The following is a 16,289-nucleotide window of genomic DNA, read 5'->3' on the forward strand; positions in this document are numbered from 1 at the left end:
GAGCTGGGATGCGGCCCAACTGGCCGAAGCGGGCCGGGCGCCCGGAGCTTTCGAGGAAAGCGTCATGTAGGCACTGCGCAGGCGGGCCGCTGCCTGATTTCGATCAGGAGCAATTTCAGAAAAAGTGTGAGCGGTCGGCTGGGCGCTTTGGCCGCAGCGTTCCGTCTGGAATTGCGTAGAAACAAGGAGACAGAGCGGTTCGCCGTTTCCGTGAAACGGTGAAACGCTCTAAGCCCTCGGCAGCATGCGGCGCATGATCAGCGATGCATGCCCGCCGACGCCGTGTGCCGCGTCCCGGCGTTCGACCACTTCGAAGCCATGCTTGCGGTAGAAGGCGATCGCGCGGTCGTTGCCTTCGATCACTTCCAGCGCGATGCTGGGGATGCCGGCATTCGCGGCAAGCACCGCGTGCAAAAGGTCGACCGCGAGACCGCTGCCGAACGCCTGCGGCTCGATATGGAGCCGCTCCAGCATGACGTCGCTCTTTGCGTCCATCGCCGCCATGGCGTAGCCGGCGATCGAGCCGTCGGCGCCTTCGGCGACGAAGGACATCTTGTCCTCGTCGTCGAGTTCGGCCGCGAGCTGGTCCGGCGCATGCCTTTCGTCGAAAAGCCGTGCCACGGTTTCGTCGCCCATGATCGGCGCATACGTCCGCCGCCAGGATTGGCCGAGCAGCCGCGATACATCGGCCAAGTCGTTCCTCGTCATCGCCCGGATGCGGGTCATCTTCGTGGTCCTTGTTACAACCTGAAGATAGGGCGAAGCGCGGGGCGCGGCCAACCCCGCGCGAGCGGCTCCGGATGCAGCAGACGCAAGAGCGATGCCTTTCGGCTCAGGCAGCGCTGGGCGCCGGCAATTCTTCGCGATCGCGCATCTTGCGCCCGAGGATCGCCAGCTGGCGCGCCGTGTTGTTGCGCAGGCGGCGCAGCCGCCATTCGAGCCCCGTCTCGATGGTGATCCGCTTGGCGTAGATGCTGGAGCGCATGCCGGCTTTGTCGGTGGCGACCTTCACCGGATCGTCGTAGAAGGCGCAAATCTTTTCGGCGTCCATGCCGGGCGTCGAGAGCCATTGCGGGATATAGGTCGACGCAAGCCGGTCGACGTCGGTCACCACCCGGTTGATGCCGATGCCGGGCGTCGGGCACGTCGTCCAGAACGCGTCGCCGATGGTGACGACGCCGGCGCGACGATGCTGCCTGGTCGTCGTCAGGCTGACCTGCCTCACTTCGACGGCCCCGGCGACGGCGAAGTTGCCGCATTGCCTGGCGATCTCCGGCATCAGCTCGCAAAGCATTTTCTGCGGATTTTCGCGGAACGCCCGCGTCCATTCCTCGGCCACGGTGCGATAGGCGAACATGTTGCCCCGCATGCGGTCGCCGATCGGGAAGACGCTGAGATAGGCGACACGATCCGCCGGGTTCCTGGCGTAGCAGGCAAGGGCCGGGTAGGCGCATTGTTGCGGCGTGATCGCGAGGTCAAATCCGATCGATAGCGAATGCGCCTTCGATTCCTCGACGCGTTCGATGCCGATGGCGCGCCGCACCGCCTCGCCGTAGCCGGTAGCCACCACGAGCAGTCGGGCATCGATGACGGAACCGTCGGTCAGCACCAGGCGCTGCCGGTCCGGCCCGGTCGAAACCTCGGCGACCTTGCCCACCGTCAGCGGCACCTGCCGAGGCAGGGCCTGCCGCATGCCGTTGACCAGAGCGCCGTAGGAGAAAGCAAATTCCCATTTCCGTTCGCGCCGGAAGAACTGGCCGAGGCGGAAGACGTGGATGTCGGTCATCGGCGTGACCAGGGGCCTGATGGCAGGGCCAAGGCCGAGCTTCTCGAACACCTGCATCTGCTTCATGCCGATCTTCTCGGCCCGGAACTCGTCGTGATGCACCAGATGCGGGTCGACCAGCGCCACCTTGCGGCCGGCTTTGCCCAGCACCGCGGCCAAGCTCGTGCCCGCCAGCCCGGCGCCAACGATCGCCACTTCGACTTCGGCCGCGCCCGCCCGGACGGCGGGCGTTTCGCGGCCCTGTGCGGTGCTCATTGTTCTGCTCTCCACAGCCCACGGCGAAATATCTAGAGTAGCTGAAACAATCTCAAGCAACCCAGGCGCGAGCAGGGTAGCAATGGAAAATTAGGTTAATCCGCGGCACTGCCCGGCACGTGCCGCCGCTCGATAGCCCGCCGCCGAGCCGATAGAGACGGCAGCGGGCCATTGGTGCGACGGGAGTGCTGTCCCGCCGAGCAGGAGACACTGCTCGCCACGATCTAAGCCAGCTTCGCCAAGGATCGCGACTTACGGATTGGTAAGATCGCTCACGATCATGTTCCCAGGCCGGGCCGGCGTCTTGCCGGTTTGGTCGAACGCAGTTCCCCCTGGGTCAAGCCCGGCGCCACTCGGTTTTCCCGCCTCGCGGAACCGTCGGCCGAAGATCATCAGGTGCCGCGCGGTATTGTTGCGCAGGCGGCGCAGGCGCCATTCAAGCCCGGTCTCGGTCGTGATGCGCCTGGCATAGATGCTGGCGCGCATGGCTCTTTCGTCGGCGGCGATCTTGATCGGATCGTCGTAGAAGGCGCAGATCTTGTCGGCCGCCATGCCGGGCGTTTCGAGCCAGGCGGGGATATGCGTCGAGCCGAGGCAATCGACATCGGTAAGCACCCGGTGGATGCCGTCGCCTTGCGCCGGGCAGGTCGTGGCGAACGCATCGCCGATGAAGACGACGCCGTCGCGGCGATGGCCCTGCGTCGTCGTCAGGCTGACCTGCCTCACTTCGACCTCGCTGGCGACGGCGAAGTTGCCGCACCGCTCGGCGATCTCCGGCATCAGCTCCATGAGCATCTTTTGCGGGTCTTCGCGGAACGTCCGCACCCACGGATCGGCGACGGTCCGGTAGATGAACATGTTCGCCCGCAGCCGCTCGCCGATCCGGAAGATGGTAAGAAAGGCAATGCGGTCGGCGACCCGCCTTCCGTAGAAGGTGAGGGACTGGAGGCCGAATTCCTGTGGCGTGATCGCGAGATCGAATCCCGTCGTCAGCGAATGCGCCTTCGATTCCTCGACGCGCTCGACGCCGATGGCGCGCCGCACCGCCTCGCTGTAGCCGGTGGCCACCACCAAGAGCCGGGCTTCGATGACGGAGCCGTCGGTGAGCACCAGGCGCTGGCGGTCCGGTCCCGTCGAGACCTCCGCGACCTTGCCAATCGTCAGCGGCACTTGCGGAGGCAGAGCCGCGCGCAGGCCGTTGACCAGCGGCGTGTAGGAAAAGGCGTACTCCCAGCCTTGCTTGCGCTCGAACAGCTGGCCGAAGCGGAAGACATGGACGTCGGTCATCGGCGTGACGAGAGACCTGAAGACCGGGCCGAGGCCGAGCTTCTCGAAAAGCCCCATCTGCTCCGCCCGGGTTTTCTCGGCCCGGAACTCTTCATGGTGGATGCGATGCGGATCGACCAGCGCGACCTTGCGGCCCGCCTTGGCGAGCGTCATCGCCAGAACGGTGCCGGCGAGCCCGGCGCCGACGATCGCCACTTCGACCTCGGACCGCCCAGGCGGCGCGCCAGCTGTCTCGTGGTGCTCTGCGATGCTCATTTTCCGTCTCCAGGGGCCGCCGGGATGACATCATGCCGCCGCGTCCTCCAACGCGGCGCCATTGCCGAACCATCTATGAATTCCAGTCCGCCTGCCTCGTTGAGTGTATGCAGCTTGCGGCCGGCCCAGCCGGCGCCTGGGTTGAGGATCGTTTCGACGGTCTGTTCCATGCCGCTATCGTCGAGTCGGGTGACCCGCGCTATGCCGAGCCCGGCGCCATAGCTCCTGCGGCAATCCTGCACCGGGCGCAGGAGCTGGCCGCCGCGGCTGACCATGCGGCCCGCCGGCCGTGCCGAGGCGATGTCGATCAGCAACGGGTTCTTCGGATGCGCCGTCCACGGTCCACGGAAATCCGGCGCCGACCACAGATGCAGCTGGTCCGAGAAGGAGCCGCCGCCGTCGCGCACGGTGGCGAACATCCACCAGCGTCCGCCATGCTCGGTGAGCGTGGCGTCGCTGGCGACGATGTCCGACAGAAGCGTCGCTTCCTTCACCCAACCGCCCGGGAAGGCGGTGGCGCGGTAGAGATCGACGCTGCGGTTGGCGCCACTTTCCGGCACCATCCACATCTGGCCGTCGCGCTCGAAGACGAAGGGGTAGGAGAGGTGGTAGGGCAGTTCCAGAACTGGTTTCGGGGTCCCGGCCGGTCCGTTCGGACCGAAAGCCACGGCCGAAAGGATCGCCTTGCCGGTGCGGTGGATGTAATCCTCGACGAACAGCGTCACCTGGCCGCGATAGAGCACCGGGAACGGGTCCGCGTAAAAGCGGCTGCCGTCGTCCGGCAGATCGCGCCAGCCCGATTGCGGATGGGCGCGCAGCTCGTAGAGGTCCTTGCCTCCGGTCTCGCGCCAGCCGACCCGCCAATGCGGGGCGTTGTAGCAGAGATGGTATATCTGTTGCACGATGCGGCGCGCCGTCGCCTTCGCCGCACGCACGCCGAGCTTCGTGGCCGACGGCATGGCCGGAGCCGGCGCCTCGGATGACGGTTCGGGCAGCACCGGAAGCGACGAGCGCGCGGCACCGCTGACCGCCGCGACGATCAGGCTGGCGCTACGCGCCAGCCTGTCCTGGAAGGAAGCCAGCGCGATTCCGTGATATTCGGTGCCGAGCCGCCCTTCGGCGACGGTCGCACCGTTCTGTTCCAGACGGGCGAGCGGGGTGCGGCGGGCAAGGATCAGCGCCAGCAGGGCCTCTTCGCCGCAGGCGCCGTCATAGGTCAGGCGCCAGACCCGTCGGCCCTGCGGCTCGACATCGCCGATGAGATCGACGGTGATATCGGCCGGCGCGGACGCTCTCGCATGGCCGGCCAGTGTCGAAAGTGGCACACGCCTTGCCGTGCCATTGGCGGGCAGCCGATGGATCAGCGTCTCAAGTTGGAACAGCGCCTCGGCGGCGCGCGGCACGCCGCCCGCCGCCGGCCGGGCGTCGACGGCAAGCTCGACGCCGGGCAGCAGCGACAGCCGCTCAGCCAGCGCCACATGGAAAGCGCGCACGCAATCGCCGTCGAGGCGCAGGGTCAGGCGCATCGCCAATCCCCGGGCGACTCATATCCGGTGCCGGCGGACCGGCCGGCCAGGTCAAGCTCCCGCCGCATGCGCACGATGTCTCCAATTTTTACGCTGCACTTAAATTTCTACTGCGTTGGTGCAAACTTCGTGCCAGTACCGCATCAATTTATGAACATAATTAACAGTGTTTTAATCGTTGCCGGGAATAGCTAGGCCAACGCCGCATTTCTCGTCTTGCCGGCCGATGGAGCGTTGTCGGAGCGACCTTTGCAATCACCCCTGCTCATGGTGCCTCAGCAGAACGCTCCAGAGGCGATCGCGCCGGCGCCGACCTATTATGCGCCCGCGCCCGCCACGGTCGAGCTTGGCGATCTCGGCCGCATCCTGCTGCGCCGGCGCAAGCTGATCTTCGCAACCGTCGCGCTGCTCACCATCGCAACGCTGATCTACACCTTTCTGACGCCGGCGCTCTACTCCTCGACCGCGCAGATCATCATCGATCCGCAAGACCTCCAGGTCGTCACCAACGATGTCAATCCGAGCCGTATTTCGCCCGATGGCGGCATCACCCAGGTCGAAAGCCAGGTGAGCGTGGCCCAGTCGAACGGCGTCCTGCTGCGCGCCATCAAGGCGACCAACCTGACCGAGAACCCGGACTTCAACGGGCAGGGCGGACTTGGCCGCTGGCTGGGCATGTTCTTCGGCTCCGGCGACGGTGACAGGACGGCTGAGACGCTTGATGCGCTGCGCCGCCGCCTGGCGGTGAAGCGCGACGACAAGGTGCTGGTCCTCAACATCATCATCACCGCCAAGAGCGCCGACCTGGCGGCGGAACTCGCCAACGCCATCGCGCAGGCCTATCTCGACGACCAGGCGGAAGCGCGCTCGAAGGCCGCCGCCGACGCTTCCGACGCGATCAGCGCCCGGCTTGATGACCAGCGCAAGCGCGTCGAACAGGCGGCCAACGCCGTCGAGACCTACAAGGCCGAGCACAACATGGTGATGGCGGCCGGCAATCTGGTCAGCGACCAGGAACTGACCGACCTCAACACGCAGCTGACCGCCGCGCAGACCCGCACCGCGCAGCTCAAGGCGCAGGTCGACCAACTGCGCCGGCAGGGCGGCGCGCCGGACGCGACGTCTGAGGCGATGCGCTCGCCGGTGATCGCCAGCCTCAGGGCGCAGGAGGCGACGCTGGTCGATCAGATCGCGCAGTTCGGCACCGAGCTCGGGCCGCGCCATCCCTCGATGATCTCCGCGCAGCAGCAGCTGAGCGACCTGCGCAAGCTGATTTCGCGCGAGCTCGGCCGCCTCGTCACCGCCGCCGAGACCGATTACGAACGCGCCTTGGCCAACCAGAAGGCGCTGGAGGCCAAGGTGGCGTCGCTGAAGGGCAAGTCGCTCGACACGGACCAGGCGTCGGTCAGGCTGCGCGAGCTGCAGCGCGATCTCGACGCCGTGCGCACCGTCTATGCCAATTACCTGCAGCGTGCCCAGGAAACGCGCGAGCAGACCAACGTCAACAGCACCAACGCCCGCATCATCTCGCAGGCCATGCCGGCGCTGAAGAAGAGCTGGCCGCCGAAGGGGCTGCTTGTGTTCGGCGCGATCTTCGGCGGGCTGGCGCTGGGCGTCGGCATGGCGCTGATCGCCGAATATCTGTCGCCGACCGTGCTGTCCGCCAACCAGATGCAGTCGGCCATCGAGGCGCCGGTGCTGGGCGTGTTGCCGGGCAAGGCGCGGCGCCGCTCCGGCGGCGCGGCGCAAAAGACCGATGCCGTGGCGGGGCTCGCGCTGCAGCGCATCGCCGCCGCCACCAGGCGTCCGCCGGACTGGCCGCTGGTCCCCTCGATCCTGGTGGCGTCGCCGCCCGAGGACAAGGCGCAGCGGTCGAGGGTTGCATGGCAACTCGCCAACGCGGCGGCGGCCAGGGGGCGCCGCGTGCTGTTCATCGACATCAATGCCGGCAAGGGCCAGAAGGATCCGCAGCCCGGCGTGCTCGACGTGCTGCGTGGCGAATATCCGCTCGACGCGGTCAGCCGCTATGCGCCGGGCAGTTCCGTGGCGCTTATTGGCAGAGGCCGGCCGACCGCGGTGTTCCAGGAAGCGCAGGCGCTCTATTTCGCCCACCGCATGCTGGCCGAGGCCAATCACAGCTTCGAGCTCGTCGTCGTCGACGGCGGCGCGTTGGCGGACGACCTCAACGTCCTGCCGCTGGTCGCCATGGCCGACGAGATCCTGCTCGTCGCCAGGCTGAACGCGACGCCGATGCGCGACGTCGCCATGACCTCCGAAGCGGTCTCGGTCATGGGGCGGCTGCCGACCGGCGCCATGCTGGTCGACGAGGCCGCCTGACATGGCCTCGATCCTGGCTGGTTCCGGCGGGCCTGTTCCTGCTTCGGGCTACGGCATGGCCGGCCCGCGCACTGTCCCTGTCGACACGCTGACCCGTCTTGGCATCACCGTCGCCGTGCTGCTTCTGTTTTCCGTCTCCGGCGGCATGCTGTGGCTCGCCGGTTACAATTACGACGGCCTGCAGGGCAGTCCGCTGAGCAAGATCCACCCGTCCACCTATCTCTTCGTGCTCGTCTTCGTCTGGCGCTCCTGCACCTTCGGCAATCCGGTCGGTTATGCCGTCTACGTCGCCAACAAGCGGCCGGCAACAATGCTGATGGCGGTGATCTCGACGGTGCTTCTCTTCGTCGTCATCCTCAGGCAGCGCCCCGGCATGGCCGGCATGATCGACACGTTCGTCGCGCCGGCGCTGCTCGTGCTGCTGCTCAGCGAGGATGACGAGAAGACCTTTGCCCAGCTGCAGACCGTCATCCATGTCGTCATGACCGTGAACGCGCTGCTGGCGCTGTTCGAGTTCGGCACCAAGCATCTCGTATTCCCGTATCGGTTCGACGGCGCGGTGTTCGTCAACGATCTGCGCTCGACGGCTTTGCAGGGGCACCCGCTCTCCAATGCCACGGTCACCTCCATCTATGTGCTGTCGCTGCTGTCCGGCTCGCGTTCCCTGTCGACGCCGCTCAGACTGGCGCTCGTCGGCCTGCAGTTCTGCGCGCTGGTCGTTTTCGGCGGCCGCTCGGGAATGGTGCTGACGATCCTGCTCGGCGGCGTCTATTTGCTCATCCGCGGCGTGGCGCAGCTCACGACCGGACGCGTCAACCTTCTGGGCGCAGCGCTGGTGATCATGCTCGCCGCGCTGCTACCGCTGGCGCTCGCGCTCGCCGGCTATTACGGCTTCTTCGACGCGCTGCTCGAACGTTTCGTCTCCGACAGCGGCAGCGCCAATGCCCGCGTCGAGATGTTCGATCTCTTCAGGCATCTGGAACTGCGCGACCTGATCGTCGGACCCGATGTCGACCTGCTCGACAGCATGCGCCGCATCAGTGGCCTGGAGCAGGGCATCGAGAACCCGATCCTGCGCCTGACGCTTTACCAGGGGGCGTTCTTCACGCTTCTGATCTTCTTCGGCTTCGCGCTGTTCATGCACGAGGTCGCGCGCCGCTGTCATCCGGGCATCTGGCTGCCGATGCTGGGCTGGCTCATCCTGCTCAACACCTCCGAAAGCATCGCCTCCAAGACGACGCTGATGACCAAATTCGTGGTGATGGCGCTGGCGCTTTATCGGCCGGCGAGGGTTGTGCGTCAACGGATGCAGGCATAGCGCTCTACGGCGCGCCCCTCTGTCCTGCCGGACAGAGGGGCGCGCGACGGAACTCCGCAGCTCGCATTATGCGTTCACCGGCTGACCAGCCTCACTCCTCCGTGTCCCAAGCAACACCAGCGGCACCGCGACCAGATTGATCGCGATCACCGAAAGCCAGATGGCGCCCGGCCATTCTCTTCGCGTGGCGAAGTAGAAGGTCGAAAAGGCGAGCGGGGCGACTATGGAGGCGAGGCTGACGGCCGAAGCCAGCACGCCCTGCAACTGCCCCTGGCGTTCCGCATCGACCTGCCTTGTCGCCAGGGCCTGGAAGGCCGGCGTGCCGATGCCGGAGAGTGCGAAGACCGGCATGATGGCGAACACCATCCAGCCTTGGTCGGCGAAGGCCATTGTGGCGAGGGCGATGCAGGCAAAGCCGATGCCGGCGACGAAGGCCTTGCGCTCGCCGAGCAGCCGCGCGGCCGGACCGGGCAGGAAAGCCTGCGCCAGCGTCTGGCAAAGGCCGAATGCGCCCAGCGAAAGTCCGATCCAGAGGCCGTTCCAGCCGAACGTGTCGAAGCCCCAGAGCGCCCAGCAAGTGCCGTAGGCCTCGCCGGCGCCGGAGAGGATGAAATAGACCAGAACGATGGGAAGCAACCCTTTCATCGAAACACCCAGCGCAAGGGCTTCAGCGGGTTGAGCGCCGCAAGATCGATCCTCTGCCGGGCCGGCATACGCGGCTCCGGCAGGACGAAGACGGCCAGGAGCAGGTTCGCGGCGTTGAGCAGCGCTGCGGCAATGAAGGGCAGCCGGATCCAGTGGTCGCCGAGCACGCCGCCCAGAACCGGCCCGATGATGAAGCCGATGCCGAACATGGCGCTGAACAGGCCGAAGCGGCCGGCGCGCTTATCATGCGGCGTGATGTCGGTGATGTAGGCCGTTGCCACGGAGATGTTGGCGCTGGTCAAGCCAGCGATGGCGCGACCGATGAACAGCATCCAGAGCTGCGGCGCGAAGGCCATGATAAGGTAGTTGATCGCGGCGCCCGCCAGCGAAATCAGCAGGACCGGACGGCGACCCAGATTGTCGCTCAAGGCGCCGAGGACCGGCGCGAAGAGGAACTGCATCGCCGCGTAGAGCGCGGTCATGATGCCGATATACGCGACGATATCGGGGCTGTGCGTCACCTCCTCGAGGAGGCGCGGCAGGATGGGAAAGACGAGTCCGATGCCGACGGCGTCGAGACAAATGGCGGCAAAGATGACGATGACGGGTTTGTTCATAAGGGATTGATCTCCGGGAGTGAAGGCCGTCTTGCCCATGGCGGCAAAGGGGTCGAACCTTGCCCCGCCTGGGCGTCAAACGTTGGTATACTGAGTTTAAATTTATACTGAGTACATATATCGGCGATCGATGGCGCGGAGTCAATGGAAATATGTACTGAGTACAAAAATCATGCTACCGGAAGCCATGCCAGAACCGTCCGACCGCCGCTCCAGAAAACGCCTCGCCACCAGCAAAGCCATCTCCGATTCCGCCACGCGCCTGTTCATGGAGCGCGGCTTCGATCATGTGACGGTGGACGAGATCGCCGAAGCCGCCGACGTCGGGCGCATGACGGTCTTCAACCACTTCCCGCGCAAGGAGGACATGTTCTTCGACCGCGACGAGGAGGGGCGCGAGATGCTGCGCGAGGCCGTGCGCCGGCGTGAGGCCGGTGTCGCGCCACTGAAGGCATTGCATCTGCTCGCGCGCAGGCTGGTCGCCGAACGCAGCCCGGTGGTCGAATTCTCCGCCAGAAGCGAGCGTCTGGTGCCGACCGTTGCCGGCAGCGAAACGCTGAAGGCGCGGGCGCGGGCGATCCGCGACGAACTGGCCGACCTGGTGGCTACGGCGCTGGCCGAAGCGGTCGGGCGCGATCCCGCCGATCCCGACGCGCAGCTCGCGGCCAGCCTGCTGCTGGCAACGTGGACTGTCGCCTTCCTCGAGGCGCATCGAACCTTCCGGCAGACCCGCAGCCGGGAGAAAGCGAACGATGTTTTCCTGGCGCTCGTCGATAAGGGGGCTGCAGGCCTGAAAGCCGCGATGACCGGCACGCCTTATCTGTGAGCGATGCAGGCTCGACGTCCCGAACGAAGCGCGGGCGTCGGCCAGCTCTTGCGTGAAACCAGACCTTTAGCGCGATTGATGATTCAACAAGTCAAGCGCGCGGCATCGTCAGCCCGAGCGCTTCGACCATCGCCGGGTCGAGCGCGCGCGTGGTGTCATCCATCATGCCCATGCCGTCGAACAGGTCCCAGAATGCCCAGGGGAAGCCGGCGGCTTCGGCGCTTTGCCGGACATCGGCGATGTAGCGGGCGCGGTCGGGATTGGGCGCTGCGGTGTATCGGGCATCGGTGCGCAACGCGCCGAATTCACCCATGATGATGCGCTCAGGCGCGATGCCGTTTCTGTCCGCCCAGTCGCTCACCTGCTTCAGGTAGCTGTCGATGAAGCGGCGGTCGGGCTGGGCGTCGAAATAGACTTTCAGCACCTTTTCGGTCTCTTCGTAGGCGGCCCTCTTGGCCTCGTCGGACCTATCCGTGTCCGCAGCCATCCTTGCCCTGACCGAGGCCAGCGTCTTGTCGAGCGAGCCGGCCGAAGCCGGCCACGGCACGTTGTTCAGCGCGCGGTACACCGGCTCGCGCATCCACGGCGCGCCCTGATGGCTGAACAGATAGGGCTCGTAGAAGTGGAAGGTGAACAGGATCGGCTCGAATTCCGCCAGCGGCGCCGGATCGAGCGCGGTCAGCCCGCGCACCATCGAGCCGCAGCCGCCGGTGGCGAGCAGCGGCAGCTTTCGCGCCAAGCCCCGCGCGGCGGTCAGCAGCGCGGCCTGAACCTTGGGCCAGACATCGGAAGAACAGTTCTGCGGCGGTTCGTTGACCGGCTCCAGCGCGACCCTGCCGGGCGCCATGCCTTCGAGCATGCCGGCCACCTCGCCGACGAAGACGTGGTAGCGCGCAAACTCAGGCGCGCTGGTGCTGGAATACATGCGGTCGGGATTCCAGTAATGCGTAGCGCCATTGGCTTGAACGTTGACGATGACGCCGAGATCGGCGGCGACGGCCGCCTCGACCGCCGCGCTCAGCATTGCCATGAGGTCGGCGCGCTGGCCCGCATCGGCTGCAAGGAACGGGCCCGGATCGACGGGCAGGCGGATGAAATCGAGGCCGCTGGCGCGCAGCCGGACAAGGTCGGCCAGTGTCGGCACCGGCCGCTGCGATTGGAAGGGCGGCCAGTCATAGTCGGTGCGGGGCGCGGGAAATTCGCGCGTCAGCGCAAACCACGGCCAGGTGTTGACGCCGCGCCTGAAAGGCCATGCGCCGGTTGCGGCCTGCGACGAATATGAGAGTGGCGAGACCACTGTCGCCAGTGGCGCCATTGCCGCGGCCAGTGCCGCGCCGAGGATACGGCGGCGCGACCAGCCGGCCGTGTGTGGGCCAGTCATGCGTGCTTGGCGCGGTCGGCTTTCGCCGGCGCGGCGGTGGCAACGCCGAGCTGCCGCAGCGCTTCCTTCTCATAGGCGCTAAGCACGTCTTCCCAGCGGAAGGCCTCGCGGGCGCGGGCCCGCGCCGCCTTGCCGCAGCGTGCCGCCAACGCGTCGTCGGCCAGCGCCTCGTCGATCCGTTGGCTCAGGCTCTCGGTGTCGCTGAAATAGATCGCCGCATCGCCGGCGACCCAGCGGTTGTAGCGGTTGTCATGCGCGATCACCATGTTGCCGGCGGCCAGCGCCTCGACCAGCGAGGGGTTGGTGCCGCCAACAGTGTGGCCGTGCATATAGGCGCGTGCATGATAGCGCAGCGCCTTCACCACCGCCTGGTCGTAGATCGCGCCCGGCAGCATCACCGCGGAACCTGCCGCTTCGCGCACGGCGCGGTGGTATGGAATATCGTCATTGAGCGTGCCGAGCACCACCAGCTTCATGTCGCCGCGATCGCGGCGGCGGAAGGCTTCGATGATCGGCAAGATGTTGTTGTCGGGCTCGATCCGCGCGATCGAGACCAGATATTTGCCGGGCTCGAGCCCGAGCGCGCGAATGGGTTCCTCCGGCGCCGAGGTCACCGGGTCCGCGCCATAGGCGATCGTGGCGATGGCGCTCCGCGGCCGCCGTGTCGCCAGATGGTCGGCGATCGCCGGGTGGTCGGCGACGAGCCGGTGCGAGAGCCAGGCGCCGATCCATTCGTTGAGCCAGAACCAGCCGCGCGCCGCCGGCCCCCATTTCGGCCGCCGCCACTCGATGCCGTCCATATTGGTGAGGATCTTGCGCCCTCTGAGCCTCAACCAGGTCAGGAACACCGCGCCGTTGTAGCCCAGCACCAGGCACACGCCCGGCCGTCTGGCGGCGTCGAGCACGCACTGCCAGTCGAATTCCAGCGTCGCGCGCGGACCCTTGGAGGCGACCTCGATGGTGATGAGCTCGATGCCGCGCCAGGTCTCGCTCGTCACCCTTTGACCGACTCGCTCGACCTCCTTCTGGCAGTAGATGCCGACCTTCCAGCCGCGTCCGGCCAGGAAAAGCGCCAGCCGCTCGGCGAAGGTTTCGAAGCCGCCGTGAGAAGCCGGAATGCCGCGCGTCCCCAGGATCAGGATCGAAGGCTTTTCGATCAGGGTGGAAGGTCGTTCCGGTTTCAAAATAAAGGATTCCCCCGGGGTCCGGTCATGGTTGTTGTTAAATCAATGACACGCCCAGCAACTTCCGTGCCAGGGTACCCCCAGGGCGAATATTCACATGAAGGTGTAAAATTTCTCTTCAGAATGCATGGCTTGCTTCATTATCGGTCAACTTTCGCGACGTATCTGTATCGATACGGGGCACGGCCGGGTTCCTGGGTCGCAGCAGGGCGTTCAAGACCCGGCATGATCCTTGCTCCCGGGCCTGCAGTGGCCACCGCTGGGTAAGGCGGCGTGCGGATTTGGCATGAAGTTCCTTCCGCGCTTGAAGGGTCCGGTGCTGAGCGGACCCGGGGTGCAAGGTGGAAAAGATAGCAATGCGCATCGCCTGCGTTCATCAGGGCTACGAGCTCTATGGTTCGGACCGCAGCTTCGCGGAGAGCGTGGCTGCGCTGCGCGCCGCGTTTCCGGCCGCCGAGATCGAGGTCGTGCTGCCGCGCGAGGGGCCGATCGTCGATATCCTCAGGCCGCATGCCAGCCGCATCGTGTTCGAACCGCTCTGGGTGCTCCGGCGCCAGGCGATACTCAAGCTCGCCACCATTGAGATGGCGCGGCTGCCGGCGGCGCTCTGGCGCGCCTGGCGGCGCATGCGCGACAACGACCTGACCTATATCAACACCTCGATCATCGCCGACTATGCGCTGGCCGCGCGGCTCCTGCCGCGCAAGGCGCTGCTGCACATCCACGAGATCCCGGAAGGCGTCCTGCGCAAGGTGCTTGTCGCGCTGATGCGCTGGAGCAAGGCGGATCTGATCTTCAACTCGCGCGCAACGCGCGCCACCTTCGGCGATCCGCCGGCCCTCGATGCCAAGGGGCGGCGCACGCATGTCGTCTACAACGGCGTTGCCGGTCCCGCCGCGGCCCTGCCGATGACCTATGATGGCAGCCGTCCGCTCAAGGTCCTGCTGCTTGGCCGCGTCAACCGTATCAAGGGGCAGGAGGTGCTGCTTGATGCCGTCGCCTCGCTCCCCGCCGAATTGCGTGATCGCGTCGAGGTTCGCCTGGTGGGCGGTGCCTTCGAAAGCGTCGAACGCGAGCAGGCTTTGGCTGAACTGGTCGGGCGCATGGGGCTGACCGGGCATGTCGAGGTGCTGCCTTTCGTCTCCGACCCCGCCGACCATTATCGCTGGGCCGACATCGTCGCGGTGCCGTCGCGCCGCCCGGAGTCGCTCGGCCGCGTCGCCATCGAGGCGATGGGCTGGGGACGGCCGCCGCTGGTGTCGGCGATCGGCGGGCTGGTGGAAGTGGTGGCCGATGGCGAGACCGGCTGGCATGTGCCGCCGGGCAACGCCGCGGCCCTTGCCGGCAAGCTCACGGAGATCATCCTGCGGCCGGATCCGTGGCGCGACTTCGCCGCCGCCGGTCGCGCGCGCTACGAGGCGGTCTTCAGCGAGCCGATCGCCGCCGCCGCGATCGTGGCGATCGTGGCCGACAAGCTTAAGGCGACGCCGCCGCGGCAGGGGCGGGCGCGTGTCGCCCGCGAGGCGGAGACGAGCCCGTGAAGTTCACCTTCCCGGCCCATCTGGTGCGGCGCCTCATGCTGATGATCGGCGGCGAGGCGATGCAGAGCGGCTTCCATTTCGCCCTCAACATCGCGCTGTTGCATCTTCTGTCGGCCGAAGGTTACGGGCTCTTCGCGCTGGCCATGGTGATGGGCGGCGTCGGCTTGTCCTATATCCGCTCGCTCACCGCCGTTCCCGCCACAATATGGATGAGCAAAAGCGCCAACAGCGCCGGCGTCGACGCCTACGACGTGACCTTCGGATCGGCGGCGCTGGTGGTGGCGCTGCTGATGGCATTGGGCACCGGGCTGCTGATGCGCCTCCTGGGCGACCCGAGCGGCATCGGCGCCGCCTGCTTCGTCGGGGCCTGGTCGCTGCGCAGCCATATGCGCACCGCCTTCTTCGCGCGCCGCATGCAGCTCGTCGTCTCCATCAGCGACGCCGTGTTCACGATCGCGGGCATAGTGCTCGCAGGAGCGGCGATCTGGTTCTTCGCGGACGCGCTTCAGGCCACCTTCTACGCGCTTGCCGCGGCCAATATGGTCGGCATCGCCGTGCTGGTGAGGCTGGCGCGCCGCAGGCTGCGTATCTCCTTCCGCGCCCCGACCTTGCGGCGCTATGCAAAGCTCTGGCCGCAGCTTTGCTGGTCGGGGTTCAGCGCCACCACCACCAACATCCAGGGGCAATGCCTGGCCCTGCTGGTCGCCGGCATCGCCGGACCCGCGGCTTACGCGCCGCTGGCGGCGGTGCTGGTGCTGTTCGCGCCGCTGCGCATCTCCAGCCTTGCCTTCTCGAACATGACGCAGCCGGAACTCGCAAAGCTGGTGCGCAACAAGGAGTTCGACCGCGTGTGGACGCAGGCCAAGATCTGGGCGCTCGTCATGGGGCTTGGCAGCCTGGCCTATGGTTGCGGCATCCTGTTCATCTTGCCGATGATCAAATCCCAGGCCCTGCAGCATGCCTCGGTCGGGCTGATCGGGCTTTTCGCCATCGCCAATTATGTACCGATTATGGCCTATGTCATGCCGCGCGTGGTCCTCGAGATCCTCGGCGATTTCCGCATCGTCGCCTTCATCACCATGGCCGGCGCGATCGTCGGGCTGGCGACGATCGGGATTCTGCTGGCCGTCGCGCCGTCGACATGGTCGCTGGCGGGCGCCGCGGTCTCCGAGACCTTCGTGCTCGTGGCCTCATGGTATTTCGCTGCTCACCGTATGTGGAACTCCAAGCACCCGAACCAGCAGCGCCCCAGCGTGTTCGGCGCCTGGCGCCGCGCGGCCACGTTGGCAGTGCAGAGACGATAGGAGAATGATGTGGTAAGCCAGGCAATG

Annotated in this window: 11 protein-coding genes and 1 pseudogene; 5 read left to right on the forward strand and 7 right to left on the reverse strand. The window is 66.4% G+C overall.

Annotated elements, in window-relative coordinates; all coding sequences use genetic code 11:
* Positions 1-228: 228 nt before the first annotated feature.
* From FJ424_RS02980 to FJ424_RS02995, 4 genes are all read right to left on the reverse strand, one after another.
* Entirely contained in the window at positions 229-726 is a 498-nt protein-coding gene (locus FJ424_RS02980; protein ID WP_140652110.1) for an N-acetyltransferase, read from the reverse strand.
* Between the two features lie 106 nt (positions 727-832).
* A complete protein-coding gene (locus tag FJ424_RS02985) occupies positions 833-2,041 on the reverse strand; it encodes an NAD(P)/FAD-dependent oxidoreductase (RefSeq protein WP_140652108.1) in 1,209 nt (402 codons plus the stop codon).
* 252 nt (positions 2,042-2,293) lie between these two features.
* Entirely contained in the window at positions 2,294-3,583 is a 1,290-nt protein-coding gene (locus FJ424_RS02990; protein WP_140652106.1) for an NAD(P)/FAD-dependent oxidoreductase, read from the reverse strand.
* Positions 3,580-5,109 (reverse strand): formyl transferase, encoded by a 1,530-nt coding sequence (locus FJ424_RS02995; RefSeq protein WP_140652104.1) that lies wholly within the window; start codon positions 5,107-5,109, stop codon positions 3,580-3,582. Before FJ424_RS02995 ends, FJ424_RS02990 begins: the two co-directional genes overlap by 4 nt.
* Positions 5,110-5,358: 249 nt before the next feature.
* Here FJ424_RS02995 and FJ424_RS03000 point away from each other — a divergent pair, with 249 nt between their 5' ends.
* Both FJ424_RS03000 and FJ424_RS03005 read left to right on the forward strand, forming a co-directional pair.
* The gene (locus FJ424_RS03000; protein WP_140652102.1) at positions 5,359-7,446 is read left to right on the forward strand and encodes a Wzz/FepE/Etk N-terminal domain-containing protein; all 2,088 of its coding nucleotides are present in this window, start codon (positions 5,359-5,361) and stop codon (positions 7,444-7,446) included.
* A gap of 55 nt (positions 7,447-7,501) precedes the next feature.
* Positions 7,502-8,764 (forward strand): VpsF family polysaccharide biosynthesis protein, encoded by a 1,263-nt coding sequence (locus FJ424_RS03005; RefSeq protein ID WP_246677133.1) that lies wholly within the window; start codon positions 7,502-7,504, stop codon positions 8,762-8,764.
* Positions 8,765-8,830: 66 nt separating this feature from the next.
* Here FJ424_RS03005 and FJ424_RS03010 read toward each other — a convergent pair.
* Positions 8,831-10,026: pseudogene (locus tag FJ424_RS03010) on the reverse strand (TCR/Tet family MFS transporter).
* 187 nt (positions 10,027-10,213) lie between these two features.
* On the opposite strand from FJ424_RS03010, the gene FJ424_RS03015 reads away from it, so the two are divergent.
* On the forward strand, positions 10,214-10,852 hold the full coding sequence (locus FJ424_RS03015; protein ID WP_140652100.1) for a TetR/AcrR family transcriptional regulator: 639 nt from the start codon (positions 10,214-10,216) through the stop codon (positions 10,850-10,852).
* A 91-nt stretch (positions 10,853-10,943) separates the two neighbouring features.
* On the opposite strand, the gene FJ424_RS03020 is transcribed toward FJ424_RS03015, so the two are convergent.
* Positions 10,944-12,233, reverse strand: a complete 1,290-nt coding sequence (locus tag FJ424_RS03020) for a cellulase family glycosylhydrolase (RefSeq protein WP_140652098.1) — start codon at positions 12,231-12,233, stop codon at positions 10,944-10,946.
* A complete protein-coding gene (locus tag FJ424_RS03025) occupies positions 12,230-13,417 on the reverse strand; it encodes a DUF1972 domain-containing protein (RefSeq protein WP_246677126.1) in 1,188 nt (395 codons plus the stop codon). Before FJ424_RS03025 ends, FJ424_RS03020 begins: the two co-directional genes overlap by 4 nt.
* Positions 13,418-13,758: 341 nt before the next feature.
* Here FJ424_RS03025 and FJ424_RS03030 point away from each other — a divergent pair, with 341 nt between their 5' ends.
* A complete protein-coding gene (locus FJ424_RS03030; protein WP_246677127.1) occupies positions 13,759-14,958 on the forward strand; it encodes a glycosyltransferase family 4 protein in 1,200 nt (399 codons plus the stop codon).
* A complete protein-coding gene (locus FJ424_RS03035) occupies positions 14,955-16,262 on the forward strand; it encodes a hypothetical protein (RefSeq protein WP_140652094.1) in 1,308 nt (435 codons plus the stop codon). Before FJ424_RS03030 ends, FJ424_RS03035 begins: the two co-directional genes overlap by 4 nt.
* Positions 16,263-16,289 lie beyond the last annotated feature (27 nt).

It is taken from the genome of Mesorhizobium sp. B3-1-8, assembly GCF_006439495.1.
GTDB lineage: Bacteria > Pseudomonadota > Alphaproteobacteria > Rhizobiales > Rhizobiaceae > Mesorhizobium.

What these genes read in the sequence shown, in the direction of transcription:
- FJ424_RS02980 (WP_140652110.1), bottom strand. Translation starts at nt 726, where the DNA reads ATGACCCGCATCCGGGCGATGACGAGGAACGACTTGGCCGATGTATCG.
- FJ424_RS02985 (WP_140652108.1), bottom strand. Translation starts at nt 2,041, where the DNA reads ATGAGCACCGCACAGGGCCGCGAAACGCCCGCCGTCCGGGCGGGCGCG.
- FJ424_RS02990 (WP_140652106.1), bottom strand. Translation starts at nt 3,583, where the DNA reads ATGAGCATCGCAGAGCACCACGAGACAGCTGGCGCGCCGCCTGGGCGG.
- FJ424_RS02995 (WP_140652104.1), bottom strand. Translation starts at nt 5,109, where the DNA reads ATGCGCCTGACCCTGCGCCTCGACGGCGATTGCGTGCGCGCTTTCCAT.
- FJ424_RS03005 (WP_246677133.1), top strand. Translation starts at nt 7,502, where the DNA reads ATGGCCGGCCCGCGCACTGTCCCTGTCGACACGCTGACCCGTCTTGGC.
- FJ424_RS03015 (WP_140652100.1), top strand. Translation starts at nt 10,214, where the DNA reads ATGCCAGAACCGTCCGACCGCCGCTCCAGAAAACGCCTCGCCACCAGC.
- FJ424_RS03020 (WP_140652098.1), bottom strand. Translation starts at nt 12,233, where the DNA reads ATGACTGGCCCACACACGGCCGGCTGGTCGCGCCGCCGTATCCTCGGC.